Annotated in this window: 16 protein-coding genes; 10 read left to right on the top strand and 6 right to left on the bottom strand. The window is 65.4% G+C overall.

The window, feature by feature from the left end; genetic code table 11:
* Nucleotides 1-2: 2 nt before the first annotated feature.
* The 3 genes from mmsB to chvE are packed head-to-tail and all read right to left on the bottom strand — an operon-like array spanning nucleotide 3 to nucleotide 3,787.
* Nucleotides 3-1,184: a multiple monosaccharide ABC transporter permease gene (gene mmsB, locus ACSHZY_RS11430; protein WP_435169206.1), complete on the bottom strand. Its 1,182-nt coding sequence runs from the start codon at nucleotides 1,182-1,184 to the stop codon at nucleotides 3-5.
* Entirely contained in the window at nucleotides 1,168-2,706 is a 1,539-nt protein-coding gene (gene mmsA, locus ACSHZY_RS11425; protein ID WP_435169205.1) for a multiple monosaccharide ABC transporter ATP-binding protein, read from the bottom strand. The genes mmsB and mmsA overlap by 17 nt, the downstream gene beginning before the upstream one ends.
* Nucleotides 2,707-2,755: 49 nt before the next feature.
* Nucleotides 2,756-3,787: a multiple monosaccharide ABC transporter substrate-binding protein gene (chvE, locus tag ACSHZY_RS11420; protein WP_435169417.1), complete on the bottom strand. Its 1,032-nt coding sequence runs from the start codon at nucleotides 3,785-3,787 to the stop codon at nucleotides 2,756-2,758.
* A 150-nt stretch (nucleotides 3,788-3,937) separates the two neighbouring features.
* Between chvE and ACSHZY_RS11415 the strand changes: the two genes are divergently transcribed.
* The 3 genes from ACSHZY_RS11415 to ACSHZY_RS11405 all read left to right on the top strand — a co-directional run bounded on the left by ACSHZY_RS11415 (nucleotide 3,938) and on the right by ACSHZY_RS11405 (nucleotide 6,317).
* Nucleotides 3,938-4,861 carry a LysR family transcriptional regulator gene (locus ACSHZY_RS11415; protein ID WP_435169203.1) on the top strand — a complete coding sequence of 308 codons (924 nt, stop codon included), beginning with the start codon at nucleotides 3,938-3,940 and terminating at the stop codon, nucleotides 4,859-4,861.
* Nucleotides 4,862-5,009: 148 nt separating this feature from the next.
* The gene (locus ACSHZY_RS11410) at nucleotides 5,010-5,645 is read left to right on the top strand and encodes a DUF1045 domain-containing protein (protein WP_435169202.1); all 636 of its coding nucleotides are present in this window, start codon (nucleotides 5,010-5,012) and stop codon (nucleotides 5,643-5,645) included.
* A 96-nt stretch (nucleotides 5,646-5,741) separates the two neighbouring features.
* A complete protein-coding gene (locus ACSHZY_RS11405) occupies nucleotides 5,742-6,317 on the top strand; it encodes a GntR family transcriptional regulator (RefSeq protein ID WP_435169200.1) in 576 nt (191 codons plus the stop codon).
* 18 nt (nucleotides 6,318-6,335) lie between these two features.
* Here the strand turns inward: ACSHZY_RS11405 and yghU are convergent, their stop codons facing one another.
* Nucleotides 6,336-7,157 (bottom strand): glutathione-dependent disulfide-bond oxidoreductase, encoded by an 822-nt coding sequence (gene yghU / locus ACSHZY_RS11400; RefSeq protein WP_435169198.1) that lies wholly within the window; start codon nucleotides 7,155-7,157, stop codon nucleotides 6,336-6,338.
* 135 nt (nucleotides 7,158-7,292) lie between these two features.
* Here yghU and ACSHZY_RS11395 point away from each other — a divergent pair, with 135 nt between their 5' ends.
* From ACSHZY_RS11395 to ACSHZY_RS11365, 7 genes are all read left to right on the top strand, one after another.
* Nucleotides 7,293-8,066 carry an IclR family transcriptional regulator gene (locus tag ACSHZY_RS11395; protein WP_435169196.1) on the top strand — a complete coding sequence of 258 codons (774 nt, stop codon included), beginning with the start codon at nucleotides 7,293-7,295 and terminating at the stop codon, nucleotides 8,064-8,066.
* Entirely contained in the window at nucleotides 8,063-8,986 is a 924-nt protein-coding gene (locus ACSHZY_RS11390) for a 2-dehydro-3-deoxygalactonokinase (protein ID WP_435169194.1), read from the top strand. The genes ACSHZY_RS11395 and ACSHZY_RS11390 overlap by 4 nt, the downstream gene beginning before the upstream one ends.
* Nucleotides 8,964-9,584, top strand: a complete 621-nt coding sequence (locus tag ACSHZY_RS11385) for a 2-dehydro-3-deoxy-6-phosphogalactonate aldolase (protein ID WP_435169193.1) — start codon at nucleotides 8,964-8,966, stop codon at nucleotides 9,582-9,584. Before ACSHZY_RS11390 ends, ACSHZY_RS11385 begins: the two co-directional genes overlap by 23 nt.
* Before the next feature lie 77 nt (nucleotides 9,585-9,661).
* Complete coding sequence (locus ACSHZY_RS11380; RefSeq protein ID WP_435169191.1) at nucleotides 9,662-10,708, top strand: methionine ABC transporter ATP-binding protein; 1,047 nt, start codon at nucleotides 9,662-9,664, stop codon at nucleotides 10,706-10,708.
* Nucleotides 10,698-11,372 (top strand): methionine ABC transporter permease, encoded by a 675-nt coding sequence (locus ACSHZY_RS11375; RefSeq protein WP_435169189.1) that lies wholly within the window; start codon nucleotides 10,698-10,700, stop codon nucleotides 11,370-11,372. The genes ACSHZY_RS11380 and ACSHZY_RS11375 overlap by 11 nt, the downstream gene beginning before the upstream one ends.
* A 21-nt stretch (nucleotides 11,373-11,393) precedes the next feature.
* Complete coding sequence (locus tag ACSHZY_RS11370; RefSeq protein WP_435169187.1) at nucleotides 11,394-12,167, top strand: MetQ/NlpA family ABC transporter substrate-binding protein; 774 nt, start codon at nucleotides 11,394-11,396, stop codon at nucleotides 12,165-12,167.
* A 42-nt stretch (nucleotides 12,168-12,209) separates the two neighbouring features.
* Nucleotides 12,210-12,620: a DUF1810 domain-containing protein gene (locus tag ACSHZY_RS11365; protein ID WP_435169185.1), complete on the top strand. Its 411-nt coding sequence runs from the start codon at nucleotides 12,210-12,212 to the stop codon at nucleotides 12,618-12,620.
* Nucleotides 12,621-12,631: 11 nt separating this feature from the next.
* Here the strand turns inward: ACSHZY_RS11365 and ACSHZY_RS11360 are convergent, their stop codons facing one another.
* Together ACSHZY_RS11360 and ACSHZY_RS11355 are read right to left on the bottom strand one after the other, a co-directional pair.
* Nucleotides 12,632-12,850 (bottom strand): DUF1127 domain-containing protein, encoded by a 219-nt coding sequence (locus ACSHZY_RS11360; RefSeq protein WP_435169183.1) that lies wholly within the window; start codon nucleotides 12,848-12,850, stop codon nucleotides 12,632-12,634.
* A gap of 125 nt (nucleotides 12,851-12,975) precedes the next feature.
* Complete coding sequence (locus tag ACSHZY_RS11355) at nucleotides 12,976-14,301, bottom strand: NAD(P)/FAD-dependent oxidoreductase (RefSeq protein ID WP_435169181.1); 1,326 nt, start codon at nucleotides 14,299-14,301, stop codon at nucleotides 12,976-12,978.
* Nucleotides 14,302-14,340 lie beyond the last annotated feature (39 nt).

The raw sequence follows: 14,340 nt of genomic DNA, 5'->3' as shown, positions 1-14,340 counted from the left end.
CCTTACCCCTGCCGGTTCTTGTTGTAGACGTCGAAGATCACGGCCGCCAGCAGCACCAGGCCCTTGATGACCTGCTGATAGTCGATGCCGATGCCCATGATCGACATGCCGTTGTTCATCACGCCCATGATGAAGGCGCCGATCACCGCGCCGACAATCTTGCCCGCACCACCCGACATCGACGCGCCGCCGATGAAGACCGCCGCGACCACGTCCAGCTCGAACCCGACGCCGGCTTTCGGCGTGGCGGTGTTCAGGCGTGCCGCGAAGACCAGTCCCGCCAGCGCCGCCAGCATGCCCATGTTGGCAAAGGTCAGGAAGGTCAGGCGTTCAGTGTTGATGCCCGACAGCTTGGCCGCCTTTTCGTTGCCGCCGATGGCATAGATGCGGCGTCCCAGCGTCGTGGACTGCGTCAGGAAGGTGTAGGCCGAGATCAGCACCGCCATCGTGATCAGCACGTTTGGCAAGCCGCGGTAGGTGGCCAGCAGGTACGAGATGAAGACCAGCGCCAGGGCAATCATCGCGTTCTTTGCGGCAAAGATGACGAAAGGCTCATCCTCGATCCCGTATTTCTTCTGGCGGTTGCGGGCGCGGACCGACAGGAACACCAGCGTCGCGGCCGCAAGGCAGCCCAGCACCAGCGCGGTGACGTTCGGTTTGCCTTCGCCGAACAGGTCCGGCACGAAGCCCGTGGACAGCGCCTGGAAGCTGCGCGGGAACGGACCGACCGACGCGCCTTCCAGCCACCACAGGGCCAGACCGCGGAAGACCAGCATCCCGGCCAGCGTCACGATGAAGGAGGGGATCTTCCAGTAGGCAACCCAATAGCCCTGCGCTGCCCCGATCGCCGCACCGGCCATCAGGCAGACTGGGATCACAAGGGCCACGGGCCAGTGCCAGTGCACCAGCATCACGGCCGCAAGCCCTCCCACGAAGCCCGCGACGGAGCCGACCGACAGGTCGATATGCCCCGACACGATCACCAGCAGCATGCCAAGCGCCATGATGATGATGTAGCTGTTCTGCAGGAACAGGTTGGTCAGGTTGACGGGGCGCATCAGCACGCCGCCGGTGGCGAACTGGAAATACCCCATGATCACGACCAGCGCGACGAGAATTCCGTATTCGCGCAGGTTGTTGCGGAAATAGCTGCCCAGCCCGGGCGCTTCAGGCGACGCGGCCATGATGTTCTTCCTTCCCCTTGACGATCATCGACATGATGCGTTCCTGCGACGCGTCCTCGCGTGCAAGTTCGCCGACGAACGCCCCTTCGTTCATGACATAAATGCGGTCGCACAGGCCCAGAAGCTCCGGCATCTCGGAGGAGATGACGACGACGCCCCGGCCTTGCGCGGCCAAATCGTTGATAATGGTGTAGATCTCGAACTTCGCGCCGACATCGATACCGCGCGTGGGTTCATCAAGGATCAGCACCTTCGGATCGGTGAACAGCCACTTGGACAGAACCACCTTCTGCTGGTTTCCGCCCGACAGGTTCATCACCTTCTGGAACACGCCCGGCGTGCGGATGGCCATGGCCTTGCGGTAATCCTCGGCGACCTGACGTTCGGCCCCCGTGTCCAGAACTCCGTTCCTTGACACCTTGGGAAGCGCCGACAGGGTGGTGTTGCGGATGATCGGATCGTCCAGGATCAACCCCAGGCCCTTCCGGTCCTCCGTCACGTAGGCAAGGCCTGCGGCCACGGCGCGGCGAACGTTCGACGTATCAACCTCGACCCCGTCCATCTTCACTGTGCCTGCAGTCTTGATGCCGTAGCTCTGGCCGAACACGCTCATCGCGACTTCCGTGCGGCCGGCGCCCATCAGGCCGGCGATTCCCACGATCTCGCCCGCGTGGACCCTGAAGGACACGTCCCGCACGACCATGCGTTCGGCATGTTCGGGATGGCGGATGGACCAGTTGTCCACTTCCATCAGCAGCTTACCGATGTTCGGCACGCGGTCGGGGAAGCGGCTGTTCATGTCACGGCCGACCATCTGGCGGATGATCTGCTCCTCGCTGAACGGCGCGCTCATTGTCGACACGGTGCGGCCGTCCCGCACGACCGTCACGGTGTCGGCCACCCGCCGGATCTCGTTCAGCTTATGCGAAATGATGATGGAGGTGATGCCCTGGGCCTTGAATTCCAGCATCAGGTTCAGCAGCGTTTCGCTGTCGTTTTCCTGAAGGCTGGCGGTCGGCTCGTCCAGGATCAGCAGCTTCACACGCTTGGACAGGGCCTTCGCGATCTCCACCAGCTGCTGCTTGCCCACGCCCAGCTTGCCCACCGGGATGTTGGCAGGCTCCCTCAGGCCCACCTTGGCCAGCACGTCGGCCGTCCGCTTGTAGGTTTCGGGCCAGTCGATGTGACCGTTCTTCGCCACCTCGTTGCCGAGGAAGATGTTTTCCGCGATCGACAGGAACGGGACAAGCGCCAGCTCCTGGTGGATGATGATGATGCCCTTGTCTTCACTGTCCTGAATGCCGCGAAACGCCATGGGCTGACCCTCGAACAGGATCTCGCCGTCATAGCTTCCGTGGGGATAGACCCCGCTCAGCACCTTCATCAGGGTGGATTTGCCCGCACCGTTCTCGCCGCAGATCGCGTGGATCTCTCCCGGCTGAACGACGAGGTTCACGTCGTCAAGCGCCTTCACGCCGGGGAACGTCTTGGTGATCCCCCGCATTTCCATGATGGCTGTCATAGCTGTCTCCCGAAGGGTGCCCCGCCCGCCAGGGGCGGGGCCGCCGGCATCACTTGATCTGGTCTTCGGTGTAGTAACCGGACTCGATCAGGACGCTCTCGATGTTGGACTTGTCCACGGCGACCGGCTCCAGCAGATAGGAGGGGACGACCTTCACGCCGTTGTTGTAGGTTTCGGTGTCGTTGATCTCCGGCTCCGAACCCGACAGGACGGCGTCGACCATGCCCACGGTCACGCGGGCCAGTTCACGGGTGTCCTTGAAGATCGAGGAGTACTGCTCGCCGGCCAGAATGGACTTGGTGGACTGCACTTCGGCGTCCTGACCCGTCACGATCGGCATCTTCATGTCGCCCGAACCGTAGCCCACGCCTTTCAGCGACGACAGGATCCCGATCGACAGCCCGTCATAAGGCGACAGCACCCCATGGACCTGCTTGTCCGAATAGGCGGCCGACAGGATGTTGTCCATGCGCGACTGCGCGACCGCCGGATCCCAGCGGAGCGTGCCGACGGTTTCCATGCCCATCTGGCCCGAACCGACCACGATCGAACCGTCGTCGATCAGCGGCTGCAGGATCGACATCGCGCCGTTGTAGAAGAAGAAGGCGTTGTTGTCGTCCGGGCTGCCGCCGAACAATTCGATGTTCCACGGCTTCACGTCCGGGAAACGCTCTTTCAGGCCGTTCACGAGGCTGGTGGCCTGCAGGACGCCCACTTGGAAGTTGTCGAAGGTGGCGTAATAGCTGACGTTTTCCGTGCCGTTGATCAGGCGGTCATAGGCGATGACCGGGATTTCGGCGGCGGCGGCGTTTTCCAGCGCGTTCGACAGCGTCGTGCCATCGATCGAGGCGATGACGAGAACGTCAGCGCCCTTCACGATCATGTTCTCGATCTGGGACAGCTGGTTGGGGATGTCATCTTCAGCGTATTGCAGGTCCGTCTCGTAGCCGGCTTCTTGCAACGCCTTGACCATGTTGTTGCCATCGTCGATCCAGCGGGCCGAGGATTTCGTGGGCATGGCGATGCCGACAAGGCCCTTGTCCTGAGCCGCGGCTTCCAGCGCGAACAGCGAGACGCTCATCGCGGCAACGGCCGCGAACAACTTCCGTTTCATGAATAACCTCCAAACACCCGATCCTCCACAACCGGGTTTATGCGTGCACACTGTCCAAATCGCGCATAGCAATCAAATTACATTGACGGCGATCTGCATATCGATTTTGGTATGCAAATGAAGCCGAACATTTTCAACCTGACATTGAAGCAGCTGCGACTGGCCGCCGCCATTGCCGAGCATGGTCAACTGCAACGCGCGGCCTCCATCCTGGCGCTGACGCAGCCCGCGGCCTCGCGCATGTTGTCGGAGATCGAGAAGATCGTGGGCGCGCCCCTGTTCGAGCGGACCTCCAAGGGCATGACCTTGACGCCAATGGGCCGCATCTTGGCCCGGCATGCCCATGCAATGACGGTGGAGATGCACGACCTATCCTCCGAGGTGGAGCAGTTGCATCTGGGGCGCAGCGGCAACGTGCGCGTGGGATCCGTCACCGGGCCGGCGGTGGGGTATCTCGTGCCCGCCATCTGGCAGCTGCGGGGCCTCGCTCCCGACGCCAAGATCGCGGTGGAGGTGGCGCCTTCCGCCGCCCTGATGCGCGGGCTGATGAGCGGGGATTTCGATTTCGTGATCGCGCGCCTGCCGACCGACCTGCCCCGCCGCGACTTCGTCCTTCATCCGGCAGGGACCGAGACGGTAAGCTTCCTGACCCGCCGGGATCATCCGCTCGCAACCCTGCGTGACATTCCCCTTACCTCGCTGACGCGGCACGAATGGATCATCCAGGAACATCCGGCCCCCATTCGCCAGGCGGTGGAAGAGGCGATGGCCCTGCGCGGGGCCCTGCCGCCCGCCAACATCATCACCACCAGTTCCGTGCTGCTGATGATGGCGCTGCTGGCGGAGTCCAACGCCATCGCGCCACTGGCGCAAGAGGTGGTGACCCTGTTCGCCGCGCCGCAGGGGGCGGGCTTCGCCAGCCTCGACCTGGCCGAGCCCGTGATCGTGCCGCCCTATTACCTGATCGAGATGCGGAACCGGACGCTGTCCTCGTTGGCCGTTCGGCTGAAGGCGTTGCTTCTATCCGAGTTGAAGGGATGATCCCGCAGGCTGTTGACGTCCGGATGGCGGCGCGTCCCTCGGCGTTCGTCCGTGTCATTCGTCTCGGGAAAAGCTGCGACCGCGCGGCGCATGGAACCGTCCGCGCGCCCGTGCTTTGTGAAGAAACAGCCCAAGCAAAGATCGTGCCATGACTCGCTATGCCATATACTACATGCCCCCGCCGGGTCCCCTGGCCCGCTTCGGCGCGGAATGGCTGGGTTGGGATCCGGAGGCGGGTGTCCGCCTGTCCCACCCGCTTTCCGTTGATGCCCTTGTGGCAGAGCCGCGGAAATATGGCCTGCACGCGACCCTGAAGGCGCCTTTCCATCTGCTGGGCCCGGAAAAGGATCTGGACGTGGCGGTGGCCGATCTGGCCCGCCGGCTTCGCCCCGTCTGGCCGGGCAGCCTGAAGCTGGAACGCCTCGGATCCTTCCTTGCGCTGGTGCCGCAAGGCGACCAGACGGCCCTGAACGACATGGCGTCCCTGATCGTCAGCTTTCTGGAGCCGTTCCGCAGGCCGCTGACCGAGGCCGACATTGCCCGCCGCAAACCCGATCGCCTGACCCCGAACCAGCGCGCGCTGCTGGACCGCTGGGGCTATCCCTTCGTGATGGAGGAATTTCGTTTCCACATGACGTTGACCGGTTCCTGCGATCTGGCCCCCGAAGCGGTGGAGCCCATGGTTCAGCCGGTGCTTCCGTCGGAATTCGGGATCGACTCCATCTGCCTTGTGAAAGAGGATCAGGACGGCATGTTCCATCTGCTGCGCCGTTATCCGATCTGACGGGGGATCAACTGTAGCTTGCAGAGGAAGCTTCTTCTTCATACAGTTTTAATCACGACTTCACACAATTCTTTCCCTTCACATCAGGTTCACAAGATGAGGCGCACCGTCCTCTGGCCCCACAGCGACACCAAGGCGTCGGAACACCAACGCCCGACCCTTCATGTCCTGTCGGTTGAGAAGCGGTCCGACACCGTGGCCGGTTCGGCCTCGGACCGTCTGCTGCTGTATCCGTTGGACAAGCGGCCGGACATGACGGTGCTGTCGATCGACACGCGTCCGGCGAGCCCGGCCGAGGCGAGCGCCCTGGGCCTGCGGCCCCAGACCGCCGTGCATGTGATCGACGGGCTAAACGTGATGAAAGGGGTGCCGGTGGCCCTGTGCCAGTCCGTATGCCCCGCCGACCTGTTTCCCGACCTGCCCGCCCTGATGGCGGAAGGTGTTCCTCTGGACAAGGCGCTGCGTCACCACGGGATCGAGCGCTTCCGCGGGGAAACGCGTGTCACGGCGGTGCGGGCCACCGCCGTCCATGTTCTTCATCTTGGTGTCGAAGAAGGCGGGCCGGTTCTTTGTTCCGCCTTCACCAATATCGACATCGGCGGGCTGGCCATCGAATATGGCCAGATCTGGTTTGCCGGGGACCGCGCCGCCGTGGTGGCCACGCCTGAATAGGCGCGGCCCGCCGAAAGGTCAGTCCAGATCCGCGGCCGAATGCCGTTCGGGCACCTGTTCCGCCTCATCGCCCCAGAACTTGTTCACGCGGCGGCCGCGTTGCACAGCCGGACGGGCCGCAATGTCATCCGACCAGCGGCGAACATGGGAATATTCCTGCACCGACAGGAACTCGGCGGCCGAACCGTACAGGTCGCCCCGCATCAGCGCGCCATACCACGGCCAGATCGCCATGTCGGCGATGGAATATTCCTGACCGGCCACAAAGGGACGATCCGCCAATTGGCGGTTCAGGACGTCCAGCTGACGACGGGTTTCCATCGCGTAACGGTTGATCGGATATTCCAGCTTCTCGGGCGCGTAGGCGTAGAAGTGCCCGAACCCGCCGCCCAGGAAGGGCGCGGAACCCATCTGCCAGAACAGCCAGTTCAACGTCTCGGTCCGCTGCGCCGCCGGAAGGAAGGCGCCGAACTTCTCGGCCAGATACAACAGGATGGACCCGGATTCGAACAACCTGACCGGTTCGGTGCCGCTGCGGTCCAGCAGGGCCGGGATCTTCGAATTGGGATTGATGCCCACGAAGCCGGAGCCGAACTGCTCCCCTTCCCCGATGCGGATCGGCCACGCGTCGTATTCCGCGCCCGAATGTCCGGCGGCCAGCAGCTCCTCCAGCAGGATCGTCACCTTCACCCCGTTGGGCGTGGCCATGGAATACAGCTGAAGCGGGTGCTGACCAATGGGCAGTTCCACCTCGGTGCGGGGGCCGGCGGTGTCGCGGTTCAGGCCGGGGGAATTGGCGGGTGGGGTCCAGATGCGGGGGGGCTGGTAGGCATCGCTCATGTTCATCACCTTTCTCGCTGTGAGGGAGAGACTTGCCTATCCGGACGCCCCTCCGCAACCCCGCCGACAATACCTACATTGTGGGTCATACACCTGCATATTGACACATCGGGTTCCTTGGCTATCCTGATGCACATGAAGGCGGGAACAGACATATCCTCCGGCGTGCAGACGCTGGAACGCGGGCTGCGTGTGATCGAGGCTGTGGCCGAGGGCGCGACCGACCTTGGCGCCATCGGCCAACGCACTGGCCTGACCCGCAGCACGACCCAAAGGCTGACGGCGGCGCTGGTGCGTGAAGGCTTCCTGCGCCATGACGCCGACAGCTACCGGCTTGGACCACGGCTGATCCAGCTGGGATTTCAGGCGCGGGAGCAGATATCCCTCGTCTCCGCTGCGCGGGAGGTGCTGGAGCGGCTGGCCGCCGAGGTTCGGGACACCGTCCATCTGGTCCAGCCCGAGGGGGACGAGGTCCTCTACCTCGACAAGATCAGCGGGCAGCGCGGATACGAATTGCGGTCGCGGGTCGGCGCGCGGATGCCCATGGCACTGACCGGGGTGGGCAAGGCCTTGTTGCTGGACATGGAGGAGAGCGAGTGGCGGCGATTGTTCGATCTGGCCCGCTCCTCCCCCACGGCCGGTGGGGCGCCCTTGCCGTGGGAGGCGTGGCACGCGGCCATGCGGACCGCGCGGCAGGCGGGCGTCGCCTTTGATCTGGCCGAGAACGAACTGGCCGTCCATTGCGTCGCCGCCCCCATACGGGACGCCTCCGGCGGCATTGTCGGCGCCCTCAGCGTCGCCGCGGCCGAACCCTGGATGGACAGGGAGCGCATGACCGCCCTCGCCCCGCGCCTGCGTCGCGCGGCGGCCGATATCTCGTACCGCATCGGTTGGAAGGACCCCGCATGACCGCCACGCTGATCGCCCTCGACTGGGGCACGAGTTCGCTGCGCGCCTGGTGCCTGGACGCACGGGGACAGGTGCTGGACCAGCGCGAAAGTCCCGAAGGCATCATGCATGTGAAGGACGGTTTCGCCGCCGCCTTCCAGCGCATCATCGGACCGTGGCGCGCGGACCATCCGGATCTGCCCGCGCTGGCCTGCGGCATGATCGGGTCCGCGCAAGGGTGGAAGGAAGCGCCCTACCTGTCCTGCCCCGCCGGGCCCGAGGAGCTGGCGGGTGCCATGGTCGCCCTGCCCGAACACGGGCTGCACATCGTGCCCGGCGTGTCGCAGCGCCACCCCGCCGACGTCATGCGGGGGGAGGAAACCCAGATCGCGGGGGCCCTTGCCCTGCACCCAACCCTGCGGCCCGGCGCGCATCTGGTGATGCCCGGAACCCATTCGAAATGGGTCACCATCCGCGATGGTCGGATTCAGGGTTTCACCACCTTCATGACCGGAGAGCTGTTCGCCGTGCTGAAGGAGCATTCCATCCTCGGGCGGCTGGCAAAGACGCCGGGTGAGGATGACGCCGCCTTCGCCCAAGGGCTGGACGCCGCGAGGGAAGGCGATCTGCCGTCGCGCCTGTTCTCCGCCCGCTCCGGCGTTCTGCTGGGGGACCGGCCGGCGTCCAGCAGCCTCGACTACCTGTCCGGCCTGATCATTGGCGCGGAGATTGCCTCGGCCCAAGGCCTGCTGCAGCCGAAGGACACGCCCGTCCTGATCGGTGCGCCGGCCCTTGTCGGCCGTTACCGGCAGGCACTGGCGGCCTTTGGCCTGCCCGACGCCCGCACCATCGAACACACCGCCATCGCGGGGCTGTGGCAGATCGCCCGCGCCGCCCGCCTGATCGAAGGAGACGCCCATGACGCTGTCCACCTGGCTTGACCGCCTGCCGCTGATCGCCATCCTGCGCGGCGTCGCCCCCGACGAAATCCTGCCCATCGCGCAGGCCTTGGCGGACGAAGGCTTCGCCATCGTCGAGGTGCCCCTGAACTCCCCCAACCCGTTCGAAAGCCTGCGCCGCCTGGCGCTGGAGTTCGGGGATCGGCTGCTGTGCGGCGCGGGCACCGTGCTGACGCCCGAAGACGCCAACCGGGTGGCGGAAGCGGGGGGAAAGATCGTCGTCATGCCCCATGCCGACACGGCGGTGATCGCGGCCGCCAAGGCGGCGGGCCTGTATTGCACCCCCGGCATCGCCACCCCGACGGAAGGCTTTGCCGCGCTGGCCGCAGGCGCTGACGGGCTGAAGCTGTTCCCGGCCGAGGCGCAGTCGCCTTCCGTCCTGAAGGCCATGCGCGCCGTGTTCCCCAAGGACGTGCCTTTCCTGCCCGTCGGCGGCATCGCGCCCGACAACATGGGTCCGTGGCGCGCGGCAGGCGCGGCAGGCTTCGGCCTCGGATCCGCGCTCTACAAACCCGGAATGGGGGCGCAGGAGGTGCGCGCCAACGCCCGCGCTTTTGTATCCGCCTGGCGCAACGGCTGAACAAGGGAAATTCCTTCCCTTGCACGCCCGCACCGTATCATGTTTATCCAACGCTTCGACGCGAACAGGAGGGCGGGATGACGGCAACGGGTGCGGCGATCACCTTTGATCAGGTGGGCAAGGCCTTCCCGAAGCGTGGTGGTCTGGTCACCGCGCTGGAAGGGGTGTCCCTGGACGTGCCCGCAGGCTCCGTCACCGGGATCATCGGGCGGTCGGGCGCGGGCAAGTCCACGCTGCTGCGCATGGTCAACGGGCTGGAACAGCCGACCTCTGGCACCGTCACCGTGGGCGGGCAGGATGTCGGCCGCGCGCGGGGGGGCGACCTGCGCCGCATCCGGCGCGAGGTCGGGATGATCTTCCAGCACTTCAACCTTTTATCCTCGCGCACGGTGTTCGACAACGTGGCCTTGCCGCTGGAAATCGCGGGCACCCCGCGCGACGCTCTGCGCGCCCGCGTCAACGACCTGATCGAGCGGGTGGAGCTTGGTCCGCTGGCCGACCGCTATCCGGCGGAACTGTCCGGCGGGCAGAAGCAGCGCGTGGGCATCGCCCGGGCGCTGGCCACACAGCCCAAGGTGCTGCTGTCGGACGAGGCGACCTCCGCGCTCGATCCCGAAACCACCCAAACGGTGCTGCGCCTTCTGGCCGACATCAACCGCGACCTTGGCCTGACCATCCTGCTGATCACGCATGAAATGGCCGTGGTGCGCGACATCGCCAGCCACGTCGCCGTCATTGAAGGCGGCCGTATCGTGGAGGCAGGGGAAACCTACGACATCTTCGCGCGTCCGCAGCACCCGACCACGCGCAGCTTCCTGTCGGGCGTGACCGGCGTCACCCTCCCCGCCTTCATCGCCGGACGCCTGCTGCCGAGCGCTCAGGATGCCACGCAGGAGGTGATCCGCATCACCTTCGCCGGCGCCCACGCGACCGACCCGATGCTGGCCCGCCTGACCTCCGACCTCGGCATCCCCGTCAACATCCTCGCCGGCGCGGTGGAGGAGATCGGCACACGGCCCTTCGGAAACCTTCTGGTGTCCCTGCCCATGGATCGCGCGGCCGAAGCGCGCGCCTATCTGGAACGCCACCACCTGCTGACGGAGGTTCTGGGCCATGTCCTCTAACCTGATCCACCTGTTGACCGAAGCCACGCTGCAAACGCTCTACATGGTCGCGATCTCGGGCCTTCTGGGCGCGCTGTTCGGCCTGCCGCTCGGCGTCTACCTCGCCACCTCGCGTCGGGGCGAACTTCTGGCCTCGCCCCTGATCAACCGGGTGCTGGGGCTGGTGGTCAACGCCACACGGTCGATCCCGTTCATCATCCTCGTGGTCGCCATCATCCCCTTCACGCGGATGATCGCGGGCACCTCCATCGGAACCACCGCCGCCATCGTGCCGCTGACGCTGGCCGCCATCCCCTTCATCGCGCGCCTTGTGGAAAACGCGATCCGCGAGGTGGACGCGGGTCTGATCGAGGCCGCGCGCGCCATGGGCGCCACACCCTTCCAGATCATCCGCAAGGTGCTGGTCCCCGAGGCGCTGCCCGCGATCACGCTGGGCATGACCCTTGCCGCCGTCAGCCTGATCGGCTTTTCGGCCATGGTCGGCGCGGTGGGCGGCGAAGGCCTCGGCGATCTCGGCATCCGCTACGGCTATCAGCGCTTCATGCCCGAGGTGATGCTGGCCGTTGTCGTCATCCTGATCGTTCTAGTGCAACTGGTGCAATCGCTGGGCGAATGGCTGGCCCGCCGCGTGGACCGCCGCGCCCCCCGCAATCGCGGTCACTGACTTTCAACCCGGAGGAAACCCATGCGTCTGTTCCCCATCACCCTCGCGTTCGGCCTGCTGGCCAGCGCCGCCTTTGCCGAAGACATCAAGGTCGGCGTCTCGCCCGGCGAACATGGCGAAATCATGGAGCAGGTGGCCAAGGTCGCCGAGCCCATGGGCCTGAACATCGACATCGTCGAATTCTCGGACTACGTCATCCCGAACCAGGCGCTGGCGGATGGCGACATCCAGGCCAACTCGTTCCAGCACCAGCCCTATCTGGACAACCAGATCAAGGATCGCGGCTTTGATCTGGTGACGCTGGCCACCACGATCACCACGCCGATGGGCCTGTATTCCGACACGCTGAAATCGGTGGAGGATCTGGAGGACGGCGCCACGATCGGCATCCCGAACGATCCGACGAACGGCGGCCGCGCGCTTCTTGTGCTGCAGCAGCTGGGTCTGGTCACGGTGGACCCGGAGGCGGGCCTGACGCCGACGCCGCTGGACATCACGGCAAACCCGCGCGACTTCCGCTTCCAGGAACTGGACGCGGCGCAGCTTCCCCGCTCGCTCGCCGATCTGGACGCGGCGCTGATCAACACGAACTACGCCTCCGCCTCGGGCCTGAACCCGAAGGAAGACGCGATCGCGATGGAAAGCGCCGAAGGTCCCTATGTCAACATCATCGTCGTGCGCGACGGCGATCAGGACAAGCCTTGGGCCAAGCAGCTGGTCGAGGCGTATCACAGCCCCGAAGTGAAGGCCTTCATCGAGAAGGAATACCAAGGCACGGTCCTTACCTCCTGGTAAGACCGACACCTCCCGCTAGATCCTCTGGCGGGAGGACGCATCATGACCTTGGAACGATTTGTCGAAGCGCAGGACCGCATCTGGCCCGAACCGGTGCAGGAACTGCGCGCGGGGCGCAAGCGGTCGCACTGGATGTGGTTCGTGTTTCCGCAACTGCGCGGCCTTGGCCGGTCCGACATGGCACAGTTCTACGGTCTGGACGGGCTGAAGGAGGCGCAGGCCTATCTGGCGCACCCGATCCTTCTCCCGCGTCTGGAAGAGGCGACGGCGGCCATGCTGATGCAGGCCAAGGCGAGGCCCGAGGACGTGCTGGGCGCCATCGATGCGCTGAAGCTGCGATCCTCGGCCACGATCTTTGCACAGGCAGGCTTCACGCCGGCCGATGACATTCTTCGTGCATTCTACAAGGGTCCCGATCCGGAAACCCTGCGTCTGGTCGGCCTCGCGTCCTGAGGCCAGAAGCCTCAGGCGGCGTTGGCGGTCCGACGGGCCACGGCGCGGATTTCGGAGCGGGAGATGCCGATATCGGCCAGTTCACGACCCGACAGTGCGGTCAGTTCGTTCACGGTGCGGGTGTAGACGGCGCGGCGCTGACGAAGGGCGCGCAGGCTGGCCAGAAGAGTGGTGGCGAAGCCCTGACCTTGGGCGGAGGCGTGGAAGCCGGAGAGTTGTGCGATCTGCATGATGATTGTGTCCTGTCTGTTTGTCGGCGCCATGATAGCGCTAACGTCACAGACAGGAATATCGGGTCCGGGCTCCATTCTACAACGCACAATGGCGAAGCCCTGCCATGCATTGACGTCAAGCCTCAGACCTTGCCGGCAGACGCCTCGCGCAGCGTGTCGTTATGGGCGGGGCTGGCGGCGGGCACGACCTGGGGCGGCGTCTCATCGATCAGGCGGGCGCCGAGCTGCCGTGTCATGTAGCTCCACAGCCACTGGATCGTGACGAGGATGCGCTTCTGCGGGTTCACCAGCAGGTAGACGTGAACCAGCGCCCATAGATACCACGCCACCCGGCCGCGCAACTTGCGTTTGCCGAAATGGAAGATGGCGGCATTGCGGCCGACCACGGCCGTGTTCCCCCGGTTGTGGAAGACGAAGGCCGGCAGGGGGGTCCCCTTCTCGATCTTCGCGCGCAGGGCCTTGCCCAGATGCTGCCCCTGCTGCTTGGCCACCTGCGCCAAGGCGGGCAAGGGCATGCCGTCTTCGCCCATGGCCGCGGCGGTGTCGCCCAGGGCATAGACGTCCGGCCGCCCTTCCACCGACAGGTCGGGGCGCACCAGCAGCCGGTTGCCTTTCGCCGCAGGCGCGTCCAGCCATTGCGCGGCTTCCGACCCGCGCACGCCCGCGCCCCAGACGATGCAGCCGGTCGGGATCACGCCCTCGGCGGTGGTGACGGATTCGGCGTCCATGTCCTTCACCGCGCAGTTCAGGCGCACCTCCACCCCGTGCTTCTCCAGATAGGTCTGGGCATATCGTGCCAGATCCTCGGGGAAGGCCATAAGCAGGCGCGGCGCGGCTTCGACAAGGATCACGCGCAGATCCTCGGGGCGGATGCGGCGGAAGTCGCGGCTGATCATCTCGCGCCCCAGTTCCACCATGGAGCCCGCCATCTCCACCCCCGTGGGGCCGCCGCCGATGACGACGTGGGTCAGAAGGGCGCGGCGGCGTTCGGGATCCCCCGTCGCCTCGGCCTGTTCATAGGACAAGAGCAGGCGCTGGCGGATCACCCGTGCCTCGTTCACCGTCTTCAGGCCCGGGGCATGGGTGCGCCAGTCATCGTTGCCGAAATAGTTGTAATCCGATCCGGTGGCGAGGATGAGGTGGTCGTAGGGCACATCCTCTCCCTCGCGCAGATGGACGGTCTTGGCCACGGCATCGACGCCCGTCACCTCGGCCAAAGCCACGCGGATGTTGCGGTGGCGGCCAAGCGCCTTGCGGATGGGTTCGGCGATGTCCGACGGGGACAGTGCGGCGGTCGCTACCTGGTACAGCAGCGGAGTGAACAGGCTATGATTGCGGCGATCCAGCACCAGCACGTCCACCTCGGCCCCGCCAAGGGCGGCGGCGCAGGCCAATCCGCCGAAACCCCCGCCGACGATGACAATGCGGGGTCTTTGGGGTCCGGTCATGACGCTCTCCTTCAGGCTGCGGTTCTTGCTTAGATAGCC

This window comes from Falsirhodobacter sp. 1013 (assembly GCF_051195255.1).
GTDB lineage: Bacteria > Pseudomonadota > Alphaproteobacteria > Rhodobacterales > Rhodobacteraceae > Falsirhodobacter.
The sequence above is the reverse complement of the archived record's forward strand: the minus strand, read 5'-3'. Positions and strand labels throughout refer to the sequence as shown.

What these genes read in the sequence shown, in the direction of transcription:
- ACSHZY_RS11360 (WP_435169183.1), bottom strand. Translation starts at nt 12,850, where the DNA reads ATGCAGATCGCACAACTCTCCGGCTTCCACGCCTCCGCCCAAGGTCAG.
- ACSHZY_RS11385 (WP_435169193.1), top strand. Translation starts at nt 8,964, where the DNA reads ATGACGCTGTCCACCTGGCTTGACCGCCTGCCGCTGATCGCCATCCTG.
- chvE (WP_435169417.1), bottom strand. Translation starts at nt 3,787, where the DNA reads ATGAGCGTCTCGCTGTTCGCGCTGGAAGCCGCGGCTCAGGACAAGGGC.
- ACSHZY_RS11355 (WP_435169181.1), bottom strand. Translation starts at nt 14,301, where the DNA reads ATGACCGGACCCCAAAGACCCCGCATTGTCATCGTCGGCGGGGGTTTC.
- ACSHZY_RS11405 (WP_435169200.1), top strand. Translation starts at nt 5,742, where the DNA reads ATGAGGCGCACCGTCCTCTGGCCCCACAGCGACACCAAGGCGTCGGAA.
- ACSHZY_RS11415 (WP_435169203.1), top strand. Translation starts at nt 3,938, where the DNA reads ATGAAGCCGAACATTTTCAACCTGACATTGAAGCAGCTGCGACTGGCC.
- ACSHZY_RS11395 (WP_435169196.1), top strand. Translation starts at nt 7,293, where the DNA reads ATGAAGGCGGGAACAGACATATCCTCCGGCGTGCAGACGCTGGAACGC.
- mmsB (WP_435169206.1), bottom strand. Translation starts at nt 1,184, where the DNA reads ATGGCCGCGTCGCCTGAAGCGCCCGGGCTGGGCAGCTATTTCCGCAAC.
- ACSHZY_RS11365 (WP_435169185.1), top strand. Translation starts at nt 12,210, where the DNA reads ATGACCTTGGAACGATTTGTCGAAGCGCAGGACCGCATCTGGCCCGAA.
- ACSHZY_RS11370 (WP_435169187.1), top strand. Translation starts at nt 11,394, where the DNA reads ATGCGTCTGTTCCCCATCACCCTCGCGTTCGGCCTGCTGGCCAGCGCC.
- ACSHZY_RS11390 (WP_435169194.1), top strand. Translation starts at nt 8,063, where the DNA reads ATGACCGCCACGCTGATCGCCCTCGACTGGGGCACGAGTTCGCTGCGC.
- yghU (WP_435169198.1), bottom strand. Translation starts at nt 7,157, where the DNA reads ATGAGCGATGCCTACCAGCCCCCCCGCATCTGGACCCCACCCGCCAAT.
- ACSHZY_RS11380 (WP_435169191.1), top strand. Translation starts at nt 9,662, where the DNA reads ATGACGGCAACGGGTGCGGCGATCACCTTTGATCAGGTGGGCAAGGCC.
- ACSHZY_RS11375 (WP_435169189.1), top strand. Translation starts at nt 10,698, where the DNA reads ATGTCCTCTAACCTGATCCACCTGTTGACCGAAGCCACGCTGCAAACG.
- ACSHZY_RS11410 (WP_435169202.1), top strand. Translation starts at nt 5,010, where the DNA reads ATGACTCGCTATGCCATATACTACATGCCCCCGCCGGGTCCCCTGGCC.
- mmsA (WP_435169205.1), bottom strand. Translation starts at nt 2,706, where the DNA reads ATGACAGCCATCATGGAAATGCGGGGGATCACCAAGACGTTCCCCGGC.